The following is a 19154-nucleotide window of genomic DNA, read 5'->3' as shown; positions in this document are numbered from 1 at the left end:
ACCAAGTACGCAAGTAGTGCTCTTCGCCGGGGCTATGCTTCTGGAGGTTTGAAGAAGGCACCTCGTTCGGTGAGGCTTCTTCACGGACACAGGCCACTGATCCGACGACGTCGAGAGACGCCCAGGGTTAGGACAGATCTTCCCGACCTAAGGGTTGATCCGAAGTGGCTTCCGACCTCGAGGGGTTGGACACGCCGTGGAGTGCCAAAGCTCTGACGAGTTGGGGTGAACCGGTGGCCGTTTTCCGCGCGCCGGTGAACTCCTTGCCGCGTCGATGACACGCACCACGGGGTGCGTCGACCGGGAGGAGGCGAGAGACATGGATTGCAGTAGTCCGGGCCACAGTTGCCCCTACCCCCGCCTGTCCTCGTACACCTCCGGCACGCGGTAACAACCTCCCCTGCGCGTTGATCTGACGGCGCGTCACCACACAGCACCCGCACGCGGCTTCGCCATGCCCGCGCCCGTCCGCACGGGCCGGCAGCGCCGCGCGCCGATGCGCCGTGCCTGCACGCAGGGGGAATTGCTGCCGCGCGTCCCCAACCGCCCCGCCTGTCAGGGGTACCGGGAGGAACGCCATGACCACCAACTCCACTCTCGACTCGAAGATCCCCGCTCCGCGCTCGGCCGTGCTGGACGACGCCCACGTGGGCGACATCAAGGGTGCGCTCGGCACCATCAAGCTCGATGACGACGCACCACGCCAGGGGTTGAGCGCGAGACTCAAGACCCTGCTGGCGATCGTCGGCCCCGGCCTGATCGTGATGGTCGGCGACAACGACGCGGGCGCCTTCTCCACCTACGGCCAGGCCGGCCAGAACTACGGCACCCAGCTGCTCTGGACGCTGGCCCTGCTGATCCCGGTGCTGTACGTCAACCAGGAGATGGTGCTGCGCCTGGGCGCCGTCACCGGCGTCGGCCACGCCCGGCTGATCCTGGAGCGCTTCGGCAAGTTCTGGGGCGCCTTCAGCGTCATCGACCTGTTCCTGCTGAACGCCCTGACTCTGGTCACCGAGTTCATCGGCGTGACACTCGCGGCCGGGTACCTGGGCCTGCCCAAGGTCGCCTCGGTGATCCTGGCGGCGGCGGTCATCATCGCCTCGGCCTTCACCGGCTCCTTCCGGCGCTTCGAACGGGTCGCCGTCACGCTCTGCGTCGGCTCGCTGCTGCTGGTGCCGATCTACTTCATGGTCCACCCGAAGACCTCGCAGATGGCCCACGACTTCGTGGTCCCGCAGATGCCGGGCGCCTCGGGCGAACTCGCCACCGTGATGCTGCTGATCGTCTCCATCGTCGGTACCACCGTCGCCCCGTGGCAGCTGTTCTTCCAGCAGTCGTACGTCATCGACAAGCGCATCACCCCGCGCTTCATGAAGTACGAGAAGGCCGACCTGTGGATCGGCATCGCCATCGTGATCATCGGCGCCGCCGCCATGATGGGCTTCTGCGCCGCCGCGTTCGCGGGCACCGACGGCTTCGGCCAGTTCAGCGACGCGGGCGCCATCGCCAAGGGCCTGGAGGACAAGGCCGGCCACGTGGTCGGCGTGCTGTTCGCGATCGCCCTGCTGGACGCCTCGATCATCGGCGCCTTCGCGGTCTCGCTCTCCACCGCGTACGCGATCGGCGACGTCTTCGGCATCAAGCACTCGCTGCACCGCGGGGTCAAGGGCGCCAAGGGCTTCTACGGCATCTACGCCGGTGTGGTCGTGGTGGCCGCCGCCATCACCCTGCTGTCCACCGACTACGCCCAGGGCCTGATGACCCAGTTCGTCCAGGTACTGGCCGGGGTGCTGCTGCCCTCCGCGACCGTCTTCCTGCTGCTGCTCTGCAACGACAAGGCCGTGCTCGGCCCGTGGCGCAACGGTCCCAAGACCAACGCCTTCACCTCCGCCGTGGTCGGCGTCCTGGTGATGCTGTCGCTGATCCTGACCGCGGCCGTGGTCTGGCCGGACATCAGCTCGGACGCGCTGCTCTGGATCATGGCCGGCTGCGGCGTGGCGGGGGTCCTGGTCGCCGGGTACTTCTTCACCTTCGGCCGCAAGGGCACCAAGGAGGACCCGATCGACCGCACCGGCCGGGAGAACTGGCGGATGCCCCCGCTGGAGACCCTGGAGAAGCCGGTGATGTCCACCGCCCGCAAGATCGGCATGGGCGCCCTGCGCTCCTACCTGCTGATCGCGATGATCATGGTCATCATCAAGGTCGTCCAGACCGCCCTGAACCACTGACCCGGACGCCGGGGGCGGCGACCACCACGCCGCCGCCCCCGGCCCCGCCCCGGACCCCTCGACCGCCCCGACCCCGGGGAAGGAAGGCAGTACGGCCATGCGCACCACCCGGATCCACGAAGTCCCGCTCCCCCGGCCCGCGTTCCACCGCTGCCCGAGCGTCCGCCTCACCCTGCACGACGGCGTCGAGCGCGCCTACCGCCTCGACGACCCCGGCACCTGCCCCTACTCGGGCACCGCCAACAGCCCGGCCTCCGCGTACGAGCCCCGCGTCCACCTGGCGTACCTGCTCGCCCGCCAGGGCCACCGCCCGGCCTGGCTCGCCCGGTTCGCGGACCTCCCGCCGGCCGCCGCGCACCGCCTCGCGCTCGCCGCCGCCCGGCACCGGGCCGCCGCCGCGAGCGCCACCGCGCCCGCCGCGCCCGCCGCCTGACCGTTCGTCAGTCCCCGCGCACACCAGCGCACTCGCCCACCGGTTTTCCGGCCCCGTCACGGAGGTGACCTGCCATGTCCATCGTTGCCGCTTTCCAGCCCACCCTCCCGTCCACCGATCGCGGCCGACTGCGCGCCGCCCTCGCCGCGGTGGGCCGACGCCTGGCGGCCAGCCCCCTGGACAGCCCCGTGCTGCGGGCCGCCACCGGGTCGGCCGCGACCGTGCCGGGCGGCCACCCGCTGCCGATGCGCGCCAGCTGGCGGACCGTCACCGCCGCCGACGGGACCACCCGGCTGGAAGCCTCCTGGCACCCCGGGCTCTGACCCGGCCGCCGCTCCGCTCCCCGCCCCATCCACCGTTCCGACACCGTTCCGACCCGACGAAGGAGCATCCGCCATGGCCGTGCGCTACCCCAGGCTCGACGCCATCTTCTCGGACCACGCCACCGCCGGCCCGGCCCGGCGCTCCGTGCCCGCCACCCAGTCGCAGACCCCGTCGCAGGGACCGTCGCGGCCCGCCACCGCCCCGGACCCCGGTCTGGTGGTCGACTCCGAGCAGCGCACCGTCACCGTCGACGGCCAGCCGCTCAGCCTGCCGTTCCTGGAGTTCGAGCTGCTCGCCCACCTGGTCGGCAACCCGCTGCGGGTGCACTCCCGGCGCCAGCTCATGGAGAACGTCTGGGGCCGGCCGGACACCGGTGACACCCGCACCATCGCCACCCACATCGCCCGGATCCGCCGCAAGCTCGGCCCCGGCCACCGGGAGGCGATCGCCACCGTCCGGCAGATCGGCTACAAGTACGACCCCCGGCTGGTCCGCGCCGCCTGAACCACCGGACCACCCGCACCACCGCACCGCCGCGGACGACCGCACCGCCGCACCACCGCACCACCGCACCGCAGCGGACGACCGCACGGCACCGCAGAAGGAGGAAACCCCCGTGATCAGAACCGCCCTGCCCCGCACCTGGTCCTTCCCCTGGACCGGCAGAACGACGGCGCTGAGCGGCATCCTCCTGCTGCTCGCCTGCGAGGGCCTCGCCGTCGGCGTCGCCCCCGCCCCGCTGCGGCTGTTCCTCTCCGGCGTGCTCATCGGCGGCTCGGTGGTCGGCCTGCTGCTCGCCCTGCTGCTGGCGCACAGCCGGCAGCGGGTGGCCCGGCCGCTCGCCGAGCGGGTCGCCGCCGGCGAGGACGACGCCCAGTGGTTCAGCGCCCGCTCGCTGGAGGGCTTCCCGATGGAGCAGGTCCGCCCGCTGCTGCTCTCCCCCGACGCCCCCGGACTGAACCGGCTCTACACCGCCTGGGTGTTCGCCACCCACGGGCACGACCCGCAGTGGATCGCCCACCACCTCGACCTCTCCACCCCGACCGCCCGCCTGCTGGTCGCCGCGGCCCGGCAGCACGCCGGGTCCGTCCCGTCCGCCCCGTCCACACCGTCCCGGAGGAGGCCGCAATGATCACGGCCCTCGACCACGTCCAGCTCTCCGCCCCACCCGGCAGCGAGGCCCTGCTGCGCGCCTTCTACGGCGACGTCCTGCAGATGGCCGAGATCCCCAAGCCCCAGCCGCTCAGCGGACGCGGCGGCTGCTGGTTCGCTGCCGACGGCGGCCGGGTGCGGCTCTACCTCGGCATCGAGGAGCGCTTCCGTCCCAACACCAAGGCCCATCCGGGCATGGCCGTCTGCGAGATCGAGGACTTCGCCCTGCGGCTCGCCGAACTCGGCGCCCAGGTGGTCTGGGACGACACCCTGCCGCCCCGCCGGCGCTTCTACACCACCGACCCGGTCGGCAACCTGCTGGAGTTCGTCGAGGCCGCCGGATAGCGCCCGCCGGACAGCCGCCACCGGACGGCGGCCCCCGGGTAGCGGCCGCCGGACAGCCGTCCCGACCGCCCGGGCCACGGTCCATTTGCGTACGGACGTCAGAAGGGAGCAGACTGCCCGGGTTTGCGCGCCGGAGGTCCCGCCATGTCCTTCCCGTCCTTCCCGAAGTCCGCCCCGGGCCCGTCCCGGGGCTCACTGCCGTCCCGGACCGCACGCCGCCCGGCCCGGACGACCTGGGTGGACGTGGTCGTGGCGGCCGCCGTCCTGGTGCTGCTCTACCTCGCCCTGCGGGCCGGCCAGGGCACGACCGTGCGGTTCTCCACCGCCCGCGACGCCACCGTGGACACCGACCCGGCCCGGCTGCCCTACGACGCCGCCCGCTCGCTGCTGCGGATGTTCGCCGCGCTCGTCGTGTCGGTCCTGTTCACCTTCGGCTACGCCTACGCCGCCGCCCGCAGCCGTCGGCTGGAACGGGTGCTGATCCCCGCGCTGGACATCCTCCAGTCGGTGCCGGTGCTCGCCTTCCTGACCGTCGCGGTGACGGGCTTCCTGGCCCTGTTCCCCGGCTCGATGCTCGGCCTGGAGTGCGCCGCCGTCTTCGCGATCTTCACGTCCCAGGCGTGGAACATGACCTTCGGCTTCTACCACTCGCTGGTCTCGCTGCCGCGCGAACTGGACGAGCTGTCCCGCTCCTTCCGGTTCAGCCGGTGGACCCGGTTCTGGAAGGTCGAACTGCCCTCCGGGATGATCGGCCTGGTCTGGAACGGCATGCTCAGCTTCGGCGGCGGCTGGTTCTTCCTGGTCGCCTCCGAGGCGATCAGTGTCGACAACCAGCGGTACGCGCTGCCCGGGGTCGGCTCCTACGCGGGCGCCGCGATCGCCGCCGGGGACCTCGGCCGGGTCGGCTGGGCGATCGCCGCCATGACCGTCATGGTCGTCGGGGTGAACTTCCTGTTCTGGCGGCCGCTCACGGCCTGGGCCGAGCGCTTCAAGAACGAGCAGTCCGAGGCCACCGAGGTGCAGCGCTCCGTCGTCCTCGACCTGCTGCGCCGCTCCCGGCTGCCCGGCCTGCTGGCCCGGGCGCTGCGGCCGCTCGGCCGGGCGCTGAACCGCGCCGGGGGCCTGTTCGGCACCGACGACCGGCCGCTCACCGTCTCCCCCGCGCGCCGGCGGGCGGGGGACGCCGCGTTCGCGCTCGTCGCCGGCGGCATCGTGCTCTGGGGCCTGGTCGACCTCGGCCGCTACCTCGCCGACGCCACCGGCCTCGGCGTCTTCGGCGAACCGCTGCTGCTCGGCCTCGCCACCCTGGCCCGGGTCGTCGTCCTGGTCGCCGTGGCCACCGTGGTCTGGGTGCCGATCGGCGTGCGGATCGGCTTCTCCCCCCGGCTGACCCGCACCGCCCAGCCGCTGGTCCAGATCCTCGCCAGCTTCCCGGCCAACTTCCTCTTCCCGCTGGTGGTCTGGCTGCTGCTGCGGACCGGCCTGTCGATCGACGTCGGCGGCATCCTGCTGATGGCCCTCGGCGCCCAGTGGTACATCCTGTTCAACGCCATCGCGGGCGCCATGGCCATCCCCAGCGACCTGCGCGAGGCCATGGACAACCTCGGCGTGCGCGGCCGGCAGCGCTGGCGCCGGCTGATCATCCCCGGCATCTTCCCCGCCTACGTCACCGGCGGCATCACCGCCTCCGGCGGCGCCTGGAACGCCTCCATCGTCTCCGAGGTGGTCACCTTCGGCGGCACCACCCTCACCGCCACCGGCCTCGGCGCGTACATCGCCGGGGCCACCGAACGCGGCGACTACCCGCACCTGCTCGCCGGGGTCGCGGTGATGAGCCTGTACGTCGTCGCCCTCAACCGCCTGCTCTGGCGCCGCCTGTACCGGCTGGCCGAGCGCCGCTACTCGCTCTGACCCGCTCCCGTGTGAGGTTCCCCCCGATGCGCTTCCCGTTCTTCTCCCGCCCCGCCCCCGCCGCCGTCCAGCCCCCGGTGGCGGACGGTGGGACGCTGCTGGAGACCACCGGCCTCACCAAGTCCTACGCCGGGGCCGACGGCGAGCTGCCGGTGCTCTCCGGGATCGACCTCACCGTCCGGGCCGGCGAGATCGTCGCCCTGCTCGGCCGCTCCGGCTCCGGCAAGTCCACCCTGCTGCGCTGCCTGGCCGGGCTGCTGCCGCCCAGCTCCGGCACCGTCCGCTACCGCGGCACCCCGCTCACCGGCGCCAACCCCGGCACCGCGCTGGTCTTCCAGACCTTCGCCCTGCTGCCCTGGCTGACCGTCCGGCAGAACGTCGAACTCGGCCTGGAGGCCCGCGGGGTGCCCCCGCGCGAGCGCGCCCGCGCCGCCGACCAGGCGATCGACCTGATCGGCCTGGCCGGCTTCGAGAACGCCTACCCCAAGGAGCTCTCCGGCGGGATGCGCCAACGCGTCGGCTTCGCCCGGGCGTTGGTGGTCGAACCGGACGTGCTGATGATGGACGAGCCGTTCTCCGCGCTCGACGTGCTCACCGCCGAGAACCTGCGCGGCGAGCTCATGGAGCTGTGGGACTCCGGGCAGTTCCCCACCCGCGCCGTCGTCCTGGTCACCCACAACATCGAGGAGGCGGTGCTGATGGCCGACCGGATCGTCGTCCTCGGCTCCCGCCCGTACGGCACCATCCGGGAGACCGTCGAGGTCGACCTGGAACGCCCGCGCGACCGCGACTCCGCCGACTTCGACGAACTGGTCGACCGGGTCTACCGGATCATGACCGGCCGGCCCAAGGACGGCCGCCCCGCCGCCCGCCCGGACGCCGAGCGCACCGACCCGGACCGGCCCGACCAGGACCGCACCGAGCGCCGCACCCTCGCCACCACCCCGCTGCCCTCCGCCAGCGTCGACGGCCTCTCCGGCCTCGCCGAGATGATCGCCCACCGCGACGGCCGCTGCGACCTCGCCGACCTCGCCGACGAACTCGGCCTCGACATCGACGACATGCTCCCCCAGGTCGACGCCCTCGACCTGCTCGGCTTCGCCGAGATCCACGGCGACGACCTGCTGCTCACCGGGGACGGCACCGCCTTCGCCCACGCCGACGTCCAGGACTCCCGCGCCCTGTTCGCCGGCGCCGCCCTCGACGTCCCGCTGGTCAGGCTGATCGCCAACAGCCTGAGCGGCGCACCCGGCGCCGCCGTCCGCGCCGGCTTCTTCCGCGACCTACTGGCCCACCACTACACCAGCGAGCAGATCGACCGGCAGCTGGAGACCGCCACCGACTGGGGCCGCTACGCGGGCCTGTTCGGCTACGACGCCGGACGGCGCGAATACCGGCTGGAAGAGCCCGAAACGGGGCGCTGATCGCGCACAATGCTGCGGTACCCGTACACCCATGGACGGAGGGCACCGTGAGTCTGGGCAGGCGCGACTTCCTCGGATCCGTCGGCGCGGCCGGGCTGGCGCCCTTCGCCGCACCGGGAGCGGCACCGGGAGCAGCACCAGGCACGGCACCGGAAGCGGCACCGGGCCGCGAGCGGCGGGACACGGCCGCGGCGCCGCCCGGCCACGAGCACTTCATGGCCGCGGCGATCGAGGAGGGCCGCCGGAACGAGCGCTACCCCTTCGGGGCGGTGCTGGTGCGCGCCGGGCAGGTGGTGGGCCGGGGCGTCAACGCGGCGCAGGACGGCCCGACCTACCACGGCGAGATGGTCGCCATCGACGACTACGGGCAGCCCTACGGCAGCCCCGAGTGGGCCGGCACGGCCCTGTACACCACCGCCGAGCCCTGCCCGATGTGCATGAGCGCCTGCGCCTGGGCCGGGATCGACCAGGTGCTGTGGGGGACGTCGATCGAGGGGCTGCGCCGCACCGGGCTGGTCCAGATCGACCTGTCCGCCACCGACGTCGCCCGGGCCGCCGGGTCCTTCTACCGCCCGGGCCTGCTGCTGGGCGGGGTGCTCGCCGACCGGACGGACGAGCTGTTCCGGCACGCCCAGGCCGTCCGGGAGGGGCGCGAGTAGCGGTCCCGGACGGCGGCGCGGTCAGCCGGTCACCGGACGGCGGCGCACGCCCCGGACGGCGCGGGCGGCCCCGGCGAAGGGCTCCTCCGCCGTCACCGCGGCCGCGGCCGCGCCGCCGTCACCACCGCCGTCACCGCCGCGGCCCGGCAGCTCGTTGGCGATCACGGCGGCCTCGGTGAGCAGGCCGCGCACCTCGGTGGCGCGGTAGAAGATCCGGGTGCCCTCCCGACGGGCCACCACCAGCCCGGCCGCCCGCAGCTTCGCCAGGTGCTGCGAGGTGGCCGCCACGTGGGCGCCCAGCAGCTCGGCCAGCTCGCTCACCGGCAGCTCCCGCCGGCTCAGCGCCCACAGCAGCCGGTACCGCGACGGGTCGGCCACCGCCTTCAGCACGGCCACGGCCCGCTCCGCCGCGTCGGTGTCCCAGGCCTCTTGATTCGCACCACCCATACAGGGATCGTACCGACGCGCACCGCGGGCCCCCGCGCCGGGAAGCCCCGGCCGGGGCGGGCGGACGGCGGCCGCGCCGACCCCGCAGGTCCGGGCCCGCACCGGTCCGGGCCCGCACCGGACGGCGGCCCCGGCGACGTCCTACCCCGCGCGCGTCCCGTCCAGGTAGGCCAGCACCGCCAGCACCCGGCGGTTGTCGTCGTCCGAGGCGCCCAGGCCGAGCTTGGCGAAGATGCTGGAGGTGTGCTTGCTGACCGCCCCCTCGCTGAAGTGCAGCCGCTGGGCGATCGCGGCGTTGGAGCGGCCCTCGGCCATCATCGCCAGCACGTCCCGCTCCCGCGGGGTCAGCAGGGCGAGCGGCTCGTCGTCGGCGTTGCGGGCCAGCAGGCGGGTGATCACCTGGGGGTCCATGACCGTGCCGCCGGCCGCCACGGTGCGGACCGCGTCCACGAACTGGTCGGCCTTGGAGACCCGGTCCTTGAGCAGGTAGCCGACCCCGCCCGCGCCGTCCGCGATCAACTCCCGGGCGTACAGCTGCTCCACGTGCTGGGAGAGCACCAGGACGGGCAGGCCGGGCTGCTCCCGGCGGGCCGCCAGTGCGGCCTGGAGGCCCTCGTCCGAGTAGGTCGGGGGCAGCCGGACGTCGACCACGGCGATGTCCGGCCGGTGCTCGGCCAGGGCGGCGGCCAGTTCGGGCCCGCTCTCCACCGCGGCGACGATGTCGTGGCCGTGGGCGCTCAGCAGCAGTTCCAGTCCGTCCCTCAGCAGGACGAGGTCCTCGGCGAGGACAACACGCACGGCAGCTCCATGATCAGCCTGGTCGGGCCCCCCGGGGGGCTGGTCAGCGCGAGCGTACCGTCGAACACCGCCAGCCTGCGCCGGATGCCCCGCAGACCGCTGCCCCCGGCCGGGTCCGCACCGCCCCGCCCGTCGTCGGCCACCTCGGCGCGCAGCAGCCCGGCGGTGTGGCTGAGCTCCACCGTGGCGTGCCGGGCCCCGCTGTGCTTCACCGCGTTGGTGAGCGCCTCGCTGACCGCGAAGTACACGGCCGACTCCACCGGCGCCTCGGCCCGGCCCGGCAGTTCGGCCCGGACCTCCACCTTGAGCGGCACGTCCAGCGCGAGCGCCCGGATCCCCTCGGCCAGGCCGCGCTCGGCGAGCACCGGCGGGTGGATACCGCGCACCAGGTCGCGCAGTTCCTGCAGCGCCTGGGTGACGTTCTCCTGGGCGTCCGTCACCACCTGCTTCGCCTTCGCCGGGTCGCGGTCGATCAGCGGCACCACCGCGCCGAGCTTCAGGCTGACCGCGACCAGCCGGGCCTGGGCGCCGTCGTGCAGGTCCCGCTCGATCCGGCGCAGCTCGGCGGCCTGGGCCTCGGTGGCGTCCAATCGGATCTCGGTCAGCTGCTCGACCCGCCGGGCCAGCCGGGACCGCTCGGTGGGGCCCAGCAGGGTGCGGGTCCACCGGCCGTGCAGGCGCAGCGCGGGCCCGGCCAGGGCCGGCCCGGCGGGCACCAGGAGGAGGCCGAGCAGCGGGCCGAGCGGCCCCGGCAGCGGCAGCACCGGGTCGGCCAGGGCGGGCTCGGCCAGCCCGTACAGTCCGGCGGCCGAGAGCAGGACGGGCCCGGCCGCGATCCCGCCGCCGACCAGCGGGTCGACCAGCACCCAGGCGGCGTCCCGCCAGGTCGCCGGGTCGTTCCAGAGCCAGCGCAGCTTCAGCGCGAAGCCCGCGAACCAGCGGCTCTTGTGGTAGTCGTGGCCGGTCCAGAACCAGCCGTGCAGGGTGCGCTCCAGGGCCGGCCGGGGCACGTACGGCACCGGTACGGGCACCTGCGACCAGTGGCCGGCGGCCCACCGGGCGGCCCCGGCGGTGGCGCGGACCACCCGGGTGGCCAACGGGAACAGCGGGACCATCCCGAGACAGCCCCAGAGCAGGAACGAGAGCAGGTAGAGCACCGCCAGCAGCGCCCCGGCCGGGATCAGCAGGGTCAGGACGGCGAGCCGCCCGAACGCCCGCAGGGCGGTGCGCAGCGCTTCGGCGGCTCGGGACTGCGGGGTGCTCACGGGGGCCTCCGATCGGGGACGGGCAACGGACGATCATGATGGCAGCCGGGCAACGGGCCGTGGTCAGCCGGTGGTTGCCCGCTCGGCGGCCCGCTCGGCGGCAGAGTCGGCGGCCTGCTCCGCGGCATGCGTGGCGGCCCGCTCGGCGGCGTGCTTGGCGCGGATCAGCCGGTACACCACGGCGAAGCACCCGCTGCCCAGCAGGACGAAGCCCGCCGCGACCGGCACCTGCCAGTCCGGCGGCAGGTACAGCGCCAGGAACCAGCTCCGGTTCGCCGGTGCGAGCAGCGACATCCCCAGCGCCACCCCGCCCTGCGGCGCGACGCTCAGCACCCCGACGGTGACCAGCAGCCCGGCGAGCGCCGTGCGGCGCCGGGCCAGGGCGTCCACCGCGTCCTGCCCGGCCGGCTTCCCCACCGGCCGCCGCACGCCCTTGCGCAGCACGTCCAGCAGCTCCGGCCCCCGGGCCGCCAGCCGGCGCCGGGCCGCCCGGCCCAGCCACCACGCGTACAGCAGCCCGGTGCCCAGGCCGACCGCCGCCCCCGCCCAGCGCAGCGGTGCGCTGTCCAGCAGCGTCCCGGCCAGCACCACCCCGGTGGCCGGCAGCGCGGCGCACAGTTGGAGCAGCAGCACCGCCAGGCCCAGCATCCGGGCCTGGTCGCCGCTCTCGTCGCTGAAGCCGTCCAGCGGCCCGCCACCCGGCCGGTCCGGGAACGGGGCCGGGCCGAGCAGGGACATCAGCGGCACCAGGCCCGCCCCCGCCCCCAGCACGGCGGGCAGCCCCGCGAGCAGCCAGGGCCAGGCCCAGCCGTTCGGGACGGCGAGGGTCCCCAGCACGGTGAGCAGCACGGCGGCCGGGCCGACCACCAGCAGCCAGGCCAACTGCCGGGCCCGGACGTCGATCCGCTCGGCGCCGGGGGTGACCAGGGTCAGCCAGAGCGCGCCCGCGTCCAGGCCGTACAGGCTGCAGCCGAGCACGCCGGCGTACAGCGCGACGACCGTCCCGGTCCACGGCAGCACGGTGGCGAAGCCGCCGAGCAGCGGGAGCAGACCGGTGAACAGGCCGGTCCACAGGGCGATCCGCAGGAAGCGGGCCCGGCGCGGGTCGCGCGCCCACAGCCGCAGCTCCTTGCCGACCACGGCACCGCCGGGGGTGTCCGGGAGGGCCCGCAGCCGGCCGTTCCGGCGGGCGGTGGCCCGGCCGACGGCCGCGGTGCCGTGCGGTCCGCCGCCTGCCGTGCCGCGCACCAACTGCCGAGTCAACAGAGCCGTCCAGAGCGCGAACAGGAGGGCGGTGAGGGCCAGCAGCCCGCCCAGGCAGGCCCCGGCCAGGGCCCAGTCCGAGCGCCGGGCGGCGTCCACCGCGACCACCGCCCAGCCCGAGGGCAGCGCGCGCACGACCGTCCCGACGGTGGGCGCCCAGTGCCCGCCCAGCAGCCGGAAGAAGAAGGCGACCCCGAACCAGCCGGTGTTCAGGAACCCGCAGACCAGGCCGACCAGCAGCGCGGACAGCTCCCAGCCCAGCCGCGACCGGACCGCGCTGCCCAGGCCCTGCACGGCCACCTTGCCCAGCACCACCACGAACAGCAGCTGCACCAGCACCGCGGGCACGGCCACCAGCCCGGGCAGCAGCCCGAACCCGGCGCCGAGGACCACCAGCACCGTGAACGCCACCAGGCTGACCAGCGGGGTCACCCCGACGAAGGAGGCGGCCAGCAGCCCGAGGGCAAGCCGGACCGGGCGCTGCGGCACCAGGGTGAAGTAGGACAGCCGCAGGGTCGGGTCCCCGCCGGTGAGGGTCGGGCCGACCGCCCAGCCGACCGTCCAGACCAGCAGCACCAGGGCGACCGTGCCGACCCCCGCCTCGGGGGCGGGGAAGTCCACCAGACCCAGCAGCGCCGTGCCCACCGCCGCCAGGGCACCGCACACTCCCCCGGCGATCAGACTCGCCGCCCGGGGGCCGGACATCGACCGCCGCAGGACGGCCAGCTTCATCCCGGTCAGCACGGCGGCCGGGCTCGTACCGCTCAGGACGCCAGCCACGACAGCCCCTCCTCGCCGCCCGTACGGGCCCCGACCAGCTCCACGAAGACGTCCTCCAGACCGCGCCCGGCCCGCACCGCCTCCACCGTCCCGGCCGCCAGCACCCGGCCCCCGGCGATCACCCCGACGTGGTCGCAGAGCTGCTCGACCAGGGCCATCACATGGCTGGAGAACACCACCGACCCGCCGGAGGCGACGAAGCGCCGCAGGATGGTGCGGATGGTCGCCGCCGACACCGGATCGACGGCCTCGAAGGGCTCATCCAGCACCAGCAGTCGCGGCGCGTGCAGCAGCGCGGTGGCCAGCCCGATCTTCTTGCGCATCCCGGTGGAGTAGTCGATCACCGGCGTCTCCCCGACCCCGTCCAGCTCCAGGACCCCCAACAGCTCCCCGGCCCGCTCGTCCACCGTCGCGCCCGGCAGACCGCGCAACCGGCCCAGGTAGTGCAGCAGTTCGGGCCCGGTCAGCCGCTCCGGGAGCATCATCCCGTCCGGCAGCACCCCCACCAGCGCCTTGGCCCGCACCGGATCGCGCCACACGTCGACCCCGAACACCGCCGCGCTCCCGGCGTCCGGCCGCAGCAGGCCCACCGCCATCGACAGCGCGGTGGTCTTCCCGGCACCGTTCGGCCCGACCAGCCCGTAGAACGACCCACTGGGCACCACCAACTCCAGCCCGTCCACCGCGACTTGCCGCCCGAACCGCTTCCGCAGCCCGGCCAACCGCAGCGCCGGCGCCCCCTCTTCCCGCATGTCCCGCTCCCCGCTCCCGTTCCTCCCGGCCCCCCGCTCCGGGCGGCCCGTGATCGAATCTAGGGACGGCGGGGCGGCGGCAGAATCCAGCTGCACCCCGGGCCGGGGGTGGGGCTGGACCCACCCCGGCCGGGGGACGACACGGCGGTGCCCCGCCTCCCTGGGGGAGGCGGGGCACCGTTCGGTTCAAGGTCGGCCGGTCAGCACTGCACCGGCGAGCCGACCTTGTCCATGTTGAGCTCGAGACGCTCCTCGGCCGACTGACCGTCCCGCTGGACGGACACCCGGTACTCGCCTTGGAGCTCCTGCGGGATGACGACGGTGTAGATGATCCGGGAGATACCGTCGATACGGGTCGAGTAGGCCGCACGGGCCGGGAAGTCCCTTCCCCGACAGGCCAGATGGTCGATCGACTCGCCGTTCGCGATGAGTGTCACCGCCCAGAACGTCTGACCGTGGTCGTAGAACCGCCCGCCTCCCATGAAGACGTCGGCCCCGGGAACGCGCTTCGCCGGTATCGACGTGAGCGCCACGCACGTGGTGCTCGGACCGACGACGTCTGCGGTGCAGATCTCGCCGGTCTTCTCGGTCTGCCAGATCAACTCCGGCCCGTGGCCGCGGTCGTACTCGGCCAGCGAGAACTCGCCGCGCACCGGCATCCTTCCGGCGTCCTCCGCCATCCGGACGATCTGGCGCTTGACGTCCTCCGGAAAGACCGGCCGCGCATCGGCCCCTGGCGCGTCCTTCGCGCTAGGAGCCGAATCGGCCGGCGGGGCAGAGGAGGGTGCGGCGGCAGAAGAGCCGACTCTCGCGACCACAGACGCCCCCTCTCCCTCGGAAGCCCCACTGCACGCGCAGGCGCCGATCACCAAGCCCAAGAGTACGGCACCGAGCCGCACCGCAGATCCCCTCATGTGGCTAATCATCCTCTCCTCGACGAAACGGTCGACGCCGTGCGACGCGCCTACCTGTCGACGGCCTCAGCCGGCGCGTGGTCATACACGACCCGGTTCCAGCTGAGGAACTGGTAGGTTCCCCACTCCTGCGTGGTCACCGTGCCGTCCTCGTGGTAGTAGGTGGTCACGTAGTTCGTCCGACGTCCCAGCGGCGAGAACCCGTATTCCTTGTCGGCCGGGATCTGGGCCGTGACGTTGGTGCTTTCCTGGCTGGAAGTGCCCCCGCCATCGGTCCTCGTTTTGGTCTCTTCCGATCCCCACTCGTAGTTGTACTCGACGCTCCCCTCCGCGGTCGCCTTGCTGAAACCGAGCAGGCTGCCTTCCACGGAGACCTTCGCTCCCGTCTTGACGTTTTTGTTGTTGCTCTTCTTCTTCGCGAACTGCTCGGACCACTGCGTCGACTGGGCTGTGGTCGCGCCGACCGACACCGACAGCGGAAGGTTGCTCCTGCGGAGATCGGCGCCGATCTCGTAGTTGAGCTGGTCGTCCGGCCGACCCTTCTGTTCCGTCGAGTGGCCGACGACGCCGGGCCCGTTCTTGGGGACCTGGCTCTCGATGTAGGCATCGGGATGAGGCTTCGACAGGCTCTTCTTCACGAACTCGATGTAGCCCTGCCTGCGGATCGGCTCAGCCCTCTTGATCTCCTCGACGATCTTCTGGTAGTTCGGTCCGTCCTGGGTGGTGTCGACCTTGGTGCCCATGTTGGAGCACTTGGCGAAGCCGCTCGCGCACTCCTCCAGCGCCATGCCGGTGGGGTCCGTCTTGTTCACCGGGTCGTTGTTGCTGTACGCGTACGCGTTCCACTGCTGCGGGTCGTCCGCCAGCAGCAGTGGATCGGGGCTGAGGAAGCGGCCGGTGGCGGGCTGGTACTGGCGGGCGCCCAGGTTGGTGAAGCCGGTGGCGTCGTCCTTCAGGCCGCCGACGTACCCCTTGTCCCCGGACCAGGAGTTGGCCGAACCGTAGCCGCGCAGGACGCCGAACGGGTCGGTCCAGCGGCGGTTCACGTTCGTCGTCGCGGAGTCGATGGACAGGCTGTTGGTGCCGTGGTGGTCGGCGAACTGGTAGGTCAGCGCGTTCGCGCCCTGGCGGACCAGGGTGACGCCACCGGGCAGGGCGTAGTAGCGGGTGCCGCTGCTGGTCTTGGAACCGGTGTCGTAGCTGAGTTCGTCGCCGCCGCCGAGGTTGACGGTGACCTTGCCGGGGTTGCGGCGGATCAGCTGGTTGCCGTCCGCGTCATAGACGTAGGAGGTGGTCGCGCTGCCCTGCTTCATCGTGGCGAGCTTGCCCTCGACGTCCCAGGTCAGGTCCGCGCCGTTGGCCGCGTCCACCGTCGTCCAGGTCTTGGAGTCCCACTTCGGGCTCCAGCCCGGCCCGTAGACCATGAACTTGCCGTCGTCCTGGACCACCGCGAAGAACTTGCTGTTCGGGCCGGTCCACGACTGGGAGGACCACAGCGGCACCCGCTGCGGGTCGTAGACGACGAAGTTGCCGTCGTCCTGCATCGTCGCCCACGCACCCGGGTGGTTGGCGGTGTCGGTCGACCAGGTGACCAGCCCGGTCCGCAGCGAGGTCAGCACCAGGTTGCCGTCCGGCTGCATCGTCAGCTGCACGCTGCTGGACCGCACGCTCTCACCGGGGCTGAGCACGAACCCGGCACCCATGGTCTTGTTCGCACCGGGGTTGGCGATCTTCGTGGTATTCCCCGCCGCGTCGTACTGGTAACTGCCCGGCACGCTCCCGTTGTTCGGGAACGTCGAGGTGATCGCCGTCGGCGCGTGCGCACCGCCCGTACCACCGCCCGTACCCGCCGCCGTGGTCGGCGTGTTGCGGGCGCCGGCGGCCGGGAAGGTCTGGCCGATGGCCAGGTCCTTCGACTGGTCGCCGGTCGGGTTGTGCATGACCAGCTTGGTGCGGTTGCCGACCGCGTCGTAGGTGTAGTCCTGCCAGTACGGCGCGCTGCCGCCGACCGTGGTCGTCCCGGGCGTCGAAGCCCCGCTGGTGGGCGTCGAGTTGGCACACGCACCCTGCCCGGCCAGCGACGGGGTCGGCTGGTTCAGCCGCCCGGTGTCCGACCACGCCGTGGTGAGCCGGCCCAGGTAGTCGTAGGAGAAGCACTGCAGGTCCGTCCGGTCCGGACTGTTGTCCGGGATCGTCCGGATCCCGGTGATCCGACCTGCCGGGTTGTACGCGTACGTCGTGTTCTGCACCGTTCCCGTCGTCGAGGTCTGCTTGTCCACGTACTGGGTCAGCAGCCGCCCGGTCGGCTCGTCGTAGGTGTTGGTGGAGACGACCTGGGTGCCCCAAGGGTTCATCGTGTCCCGGATGTTGCGCCCGTACGCGTCCCAGTCCGCCTGCCGCAGATACGTGTACCCCGAGCCGCTGACGTCGTTGAGCTGCCCGTACGCCTCGTAGTTGTAGTTCACCGCCTCCTGGGCAAGGTCACCCGCCGCAGCCCGGGTGTCGGACACGACGGCGCCGGTGATCGGGTTGTAGGCGGCGGCGTAGTCGAAGCTCACCTGCCCGCTCTGGCCGATCTCGGCGCCCGGCAGGGAGATCGAGGTCTTGGTCGCCCGGTACGCCACGTCGTACTCCCCGACCGACTTGGTGTACGCCGAACCACCCGCGCCGCCCACGAACCGGGTCGACGACGTCAACTGGCCCTTCGCCACGGTGTCATAGGCATAGCCGGTCAATTGGTTCGCCGGAGCCACCGACCCGTTGTAGGTGCCGGTCTTGCGCCCCAGCAGATCGTACGTGATCGCGACGCTCTGACCGCGCGCGTCCGTGGTCGAGGCCAGCCGGCCCGCACTGTCGTACGAACGCGTCGACACACCCGCATCCGGGTCGTCGGCCTTCACCTGACGACCGCGCAGGTCGTAGCCGTAGCTCCAGGTGTTCCCGGCAGCGTCCGTACGCGAGGCCGCCTGACCGCCCGGCGTGTAGGCATAGCTCGTGACGTCCGCGTCGGCCTGCTTGCCGGTCGCCGCAGCCGTCCGGTACTGCCACACCTGCGTCTTGCGCCCACGGGCGTCGGTGACCGTGCTGGTCGCGGTGCCACCGGCCGGCGGTGACACGTCGACCCGGTCCGCACCTGGGTACGCGGTGGTCGTCGTGGCCTGCAGCGTGCCCAGCGCCACGAACTGCGTGCTCACTGCCCGCCCCAGACCGTCGAACTGCACGACGCTCTGGTTCGGCACCGAGGCGCTGTCCGGGATCCACCGGGTCGTGTTGGGGGCGTTGGTGTCCTCGTAATAGGTGTTGTTGGTCTGGCCGACCCGGCCCTGCGAGTCGTAGGAGGTGTCCGTGATCAGCCGACCGTGGTAGGCCGCGATCGCCGGATCGCCCTGGGTCTGCACGGTACGGCCGAGGCCGTCGACGATCTGCGTCGACTTCCCGTACGACTTGCCGCCGGGGCGGAGCGAGTTGGTCGTCACCGTGGACGGCGCCGAGCCGCCGTTGACCGCGTAGTCGAAGGTCGCGTTGGCGTTGCCCCCGGTGTCCTGACCCGGGGCCCAGGCGGCCTTCAGCCGCCCCAGGCCATCGTAGGTCTGGGTGGTGGTACGACCGTTGGCGTCCGTCGTGGTGAACGACAGGCCTCGGGCCGGATTGAGCGTCGCGGTCGTCGTGCGGGCGGTGCCCGCGTCCGGTGCGCCGGCCGGGGCCGGGCTGCCGGTGACCACCTTGTTGGGCAGCTCGCCCGGGTTGGCGGAACTGTACGCGGTCGTGGCGACCGCGCCGTTGGGGTTGGCGCCGTCGGTGACCGTCGGGTCCGTCACCGAGGTCGTCCGACCGTAGCCGTCGTAGGTGCTGGTCGCCGCGGTGACGAACTGCGCGACGCCGTTGGCGTCGTAGCTGTCCAGCACCTGGCTGCCCGTGGCCTCGGCCTTCGCTCCGGCGGTGCCGAAGGCCTGGCCGTCGTAGAGCGTGCGCTTGTCGGAGACCGTGTTGGTCGGGTTCGCGTCCGCCGTGCAGGCGTTGGCGCCCGAGATGACGAACTCCTCTGAGACCAGGCCGGTCATCTGCGGGTTGGCGCCAGCGGCGTAGCGGTACCGGGTGCAGACGTCGGGCGTGCCGTCGGCGGTGCTCAACGACGTGGTGACGCGGTTGTTGTTCCCGGCGTCCGTGGTCGCCACCTTCGTGGTGGTACGGGTGCCGGTGGTGGTCGCAGCGGTGGACGCCGTGGTGACCTTGGTCGCGCCGTAGCGGGCGACCAGGTCCGGCAGGCCGGCGCGCTTGTGGGTGGCCCGGTCGGACGGGTTCTCGTAGCTGTTGACGGTGTACGACACCGGCGAGCCCGCGTCAGCGGAGGAGTCGGTGTAGGCGTCCGTCTCCAGGATCTGACCGGACAGCCAGTCGGAGTCGGGCCGGTTTCCGCTCTTCACCCCGGCGACGGAGGCACCCCTGGGCTTGCCGTCGG

16 protein-coding genes and 1 riboswitch are annotated in these 19154 nt (G+C 72.8%); of the genes, 9 read left to right on the top strand and 7 right to left on the bottom strand.

All coding sequences use genetic code 11. From position 1 onward, the window contains the following. Positions 1 to 54 precede the first annotated feature (54 nt). A riboswitch (M-box (ykoK) riboswitch) is annotated at positions 55 to 232 on the top strand. A 346-nt stretch (positions 233 to 578) separates the two neighbouring features. From AB0O91_RS34655 to AB0O91_RS34615, 9 genes are all read left to right on the top strand, one after another. Next, a complete protein-coding gene (locus tag AB0O91_RS34655; RefSeq protein ID WP_363441767.1) occupies positions 579 to 2228 on the top strand; it encodes an NRAMP family divalent metal transporter in 1650 nt (549 codons plus the stop codon). 97 nt (positions 2229 to 2325) lie between these two features. Beyond that, on the top strand, positions 2326 to 2661 hold the full coding sequence (locus AB0O91_RS34650; protein ID WP_363441765.1) for a hypothetical protein: 336 nt from the start codon (positions 2326 to 2328) through the stop codon (positions 2659 to 2661). A 74-nt stretch (positions 2662 to 2735) separates the two neighbouring features. Further along, the gene (locus AB0O91_RS34645) at positions 2736 to 2984 is read left to right on the top strand and encodes a hypothetical protein (RefSeq protein WP_363441763.1); all 249 of its coding nucleotides are present in this window, start codon (positions 2736 to 2738) and stop codon (positions 2982 to 2984) included. A 73-nt stretch (positions 2985 to 3057) separates the two neighbouring features. Then, positions 3058 to 3489, top strand: coding sequence for a winged helix-turn-helix domain-containing protein (locus AB0O91_RS34640; RefSeq protein WP_363441761.1), 432 nt, complete (start codon positions 3058 to 3060; stop codon positions 3487 to 3489). Between the two features lie 112 nt (positions 3490 to 3601). Next, complete coding sequence (locus AB0O91_RS34635; RefSeq protein WP_363441759.1) at positions 3602 to 4117, top strand: hypothetical protein; 516 nt, start codon at positions 3602 to 3604, stop codon at positions 4115 to 4117. Next, entirely contained in the window at positions 4114 to 4482 is a 369-nt protein-coding gene (locus tag AB0O91_RS34630) for a glyoxalase (protein WP_363441757.1), read from the top strand. Before AB0O91_RS34635 ends, AB0O91_RS34630 begins: the two co-directional genes overlap by 4 nt. Before the next feature lie 144 nt (positions 4483 to 4626). Further along, positions 4627 to 6393 (top strand): ABC transporter permease subunit, encoded by a 1767-nt coding sequence (locus tag AB0O91_RS34625; protein WP_363441755.1) that lies wholly within the window; start codon positions 4627 to 4629, stop codon positions 6391 to 6393. 26 nt (positions 6394 to 6419) lie between these two features. Beyond that, a complete protein-coding gene (locus tag AB0O91_RS34620; protein ID WP_363441753.1) occupies positions 6420 to 7817 on the top strand; it encodes a nitrate/sulfonate/bicarbonate ABC transporter ATP-binding protein in 1398 nt (465 codons plus the stop codon). A 47-nt stretch (positions 7818 to 7864) separates the two neighbouring features. Continuing rightward, positions 7865 to 8476: a nucleoside deaminase gene (locus AB0O91_RS34615; RefSeq protein ID WP_363441751.1), complete on the top strand. Its 612-nt coding sequence runs from the start codon at positions 7865 to 7867 to the stop codon at positions 8474 to 8476. A 21-nt stretch (positions 8477 to 8497) separates the two neighbouring features. Here AB0O91_RS34615 and AB0O91_RS34610 read toward each other — a convergent pair whose 3' ends face one another. The 7 genes from AB0O91_RS34610 to AB0O91_RS34580 all read right to left on the bottom strand — a co-directional run bounded on the left by AB0O91_RS34610 (position 8498) and on the right by AB0O91_RS34580 (position 19119). Next, a complete protein-coding gene (locus tag AB0O91_RS34610; RefSeq protein WP_363441749.1) occupies positions 8498 to 8923 on the bottom strand; it encodes a metalloregulator ArsR/SmtB family transcription factor in 426 nt (141 codons plus the stop codon). 141 nt (positions 8924 to 9064) lie between these two features. Beyond that, positions 9065 to 9721, bottom strand: coding sequence for a response regulator transcription factor (locus AB0O91_RS34605; protein WP_363441747.1), 657 nt, complete (start codon positions 9719 to 9721; stop codon positions 9065 to 9067). Next, positions 9685 to 10986 carry a sensor histidine kinase gene (locus AB0O91_RS34600; RefSeq protein ID WP_363441745.1) on the bottom strand — a complete coding sequence of 434 codons (1302 nt, stop codon included), beginning with the start codon at positions 10984 to 10986 and terminating at the stop codon, positions 9685 to 9687. Before AB0O91_RS34600 ends, AB0O91_RS34605 begins: the two co-directional genes overlap by 37 nt. Positions 10987 to 11049: 63 nt before the next feature. Beyond that, positions 11050 to 13029 carry a hypothetical protein gene (locus AB0O91_RS34595; protein WP_363441743.1) on the bottom strand — a complete coding sequence of 660 codons (1980 nt, stop codon included), beginning with the start codon at positions 13027 to 13029 and terminating at the stop codon, positions 11050 to 11052. Next, positions 13014 to 13781 (bottom strand): ABC transporter ATP-binding protein, encoded by a 768-nt coding sequence (locus AB0O91_RS34590; protein WP_363441741.1) that lies wholly within the window; start codon positions 13779 to 13781, stop codon positions 13014 to 13016. The genes AB0O91_RS34595 and AB0O91_RS34590 overlap by 16 nt, the downstream gene beginning before the upstream one ends. A gap of 200 nt (positions 13782 to 13981) precedes the next feature. Next, complete coding sequence (locus tag AB0O91_RS34585; RefSeq protein WP_363441739.1) at positions 13982 to 14599, bottom strand: hypothetical protein; 618 nt, start codon at positions 14597 to 14599, stop codon at positions 13982 to 13984. A gap of 146 nt (positions 14600 to 14745) precedes the next feature. Beyond that, positions 14746 to 19119 carry an RHS repeat-associated core domain-containing protein gene (locus AB0O91_RS34580; RefSeq protein ID WP_363441737.1) on the bottom strand — a complete coding sequence of 1458 codons (4374 nt, stop codon included), beginning with the start codon at positions 19117 to 19119 and terminating at the stop codon, positions 14746 to 14748. Positions 19120 to 19154 lie beyond the last annotated feature (35 nt).

Source organism: Kitasatospora sp. NPDC089797 (genome assembly GCF_040684795.1).
In the GTDB taxonomy this organism is placed as follows: Bacteria; Actinomycetota; Actinomycetes; order Streptomycetales; family Streptomycetaceae; genus Kitasatospora.
The sequence above is the reverse complement of the archived record's forward strand: the minus strand, read 5'-3'. Positions and strand labels throughout refer to the sequence as shown.

Coding starts and splice junctions, on each gene's coding strand:
- AB0O91_RS34650 (WP_363441765.1), top strand. CDS start 2,326: ATGCGCACCACCCGGATCCACGAAGTCCCGCTCCCCCGGCCCGCGTTC.
- AB0O91_RS34645 (WP_363441763.1), top strand. CDS start 2,736: ATGTCCATCGTTGCCGCTTTCCAGCCCACCCTCCCGTCCACCGATCGC.
- AB0O91_RS34655 (WP_363441767.1), top strand. CDS start 579: ATGACCACCAACTCCACTCTCGACTCGAAGATCCCCGCTCCGCGCTCG.
- AB0O91_RS34620 (WP_363441753.1), top strand. CDS start 6,420: ATGCGCTTCCCGTTCTTCTCCCGCCCCGCCCCCGCCGCCGTCCAGCCC.
- AB0O91_RS34610 (WP_363441749.1), bottom strand. CDS start 8,923: ATGGGTGGTGCGAATCAAGAGGCCTGGGACACCGACGCGGCGGAGCGG.
- AB0O91_RS34590 (WP_363441741.1), bottom strand. CDS start 13,781: ATGCGGGAAGAGGGGGCGCCGGCGCTGCGGTTGGCCGGGCTGCGGAAG.
- AB0O91_RS34640 (WP_363441761.1), top strand. CDS start 3,058: ATGGCCGTGCGCTACCCCAGGCTCGACGCCATCTTCTCGGACCACGCC.
- AB0O91_RS34630 (WP_363441757.1), top strand. CDS start 4,114: ATGATCACGGCCCTCGACCACGTCCAGCTCTCCGCCCCACCCGGCAGC.
- AB0O91_RS34625 (WP_363441755.1), top strand. CDS start 4,627: ATGTCCTTCCCGTCCTTCCCGAAGTCCGCCCCGGGCCCGTCCCGGGGC.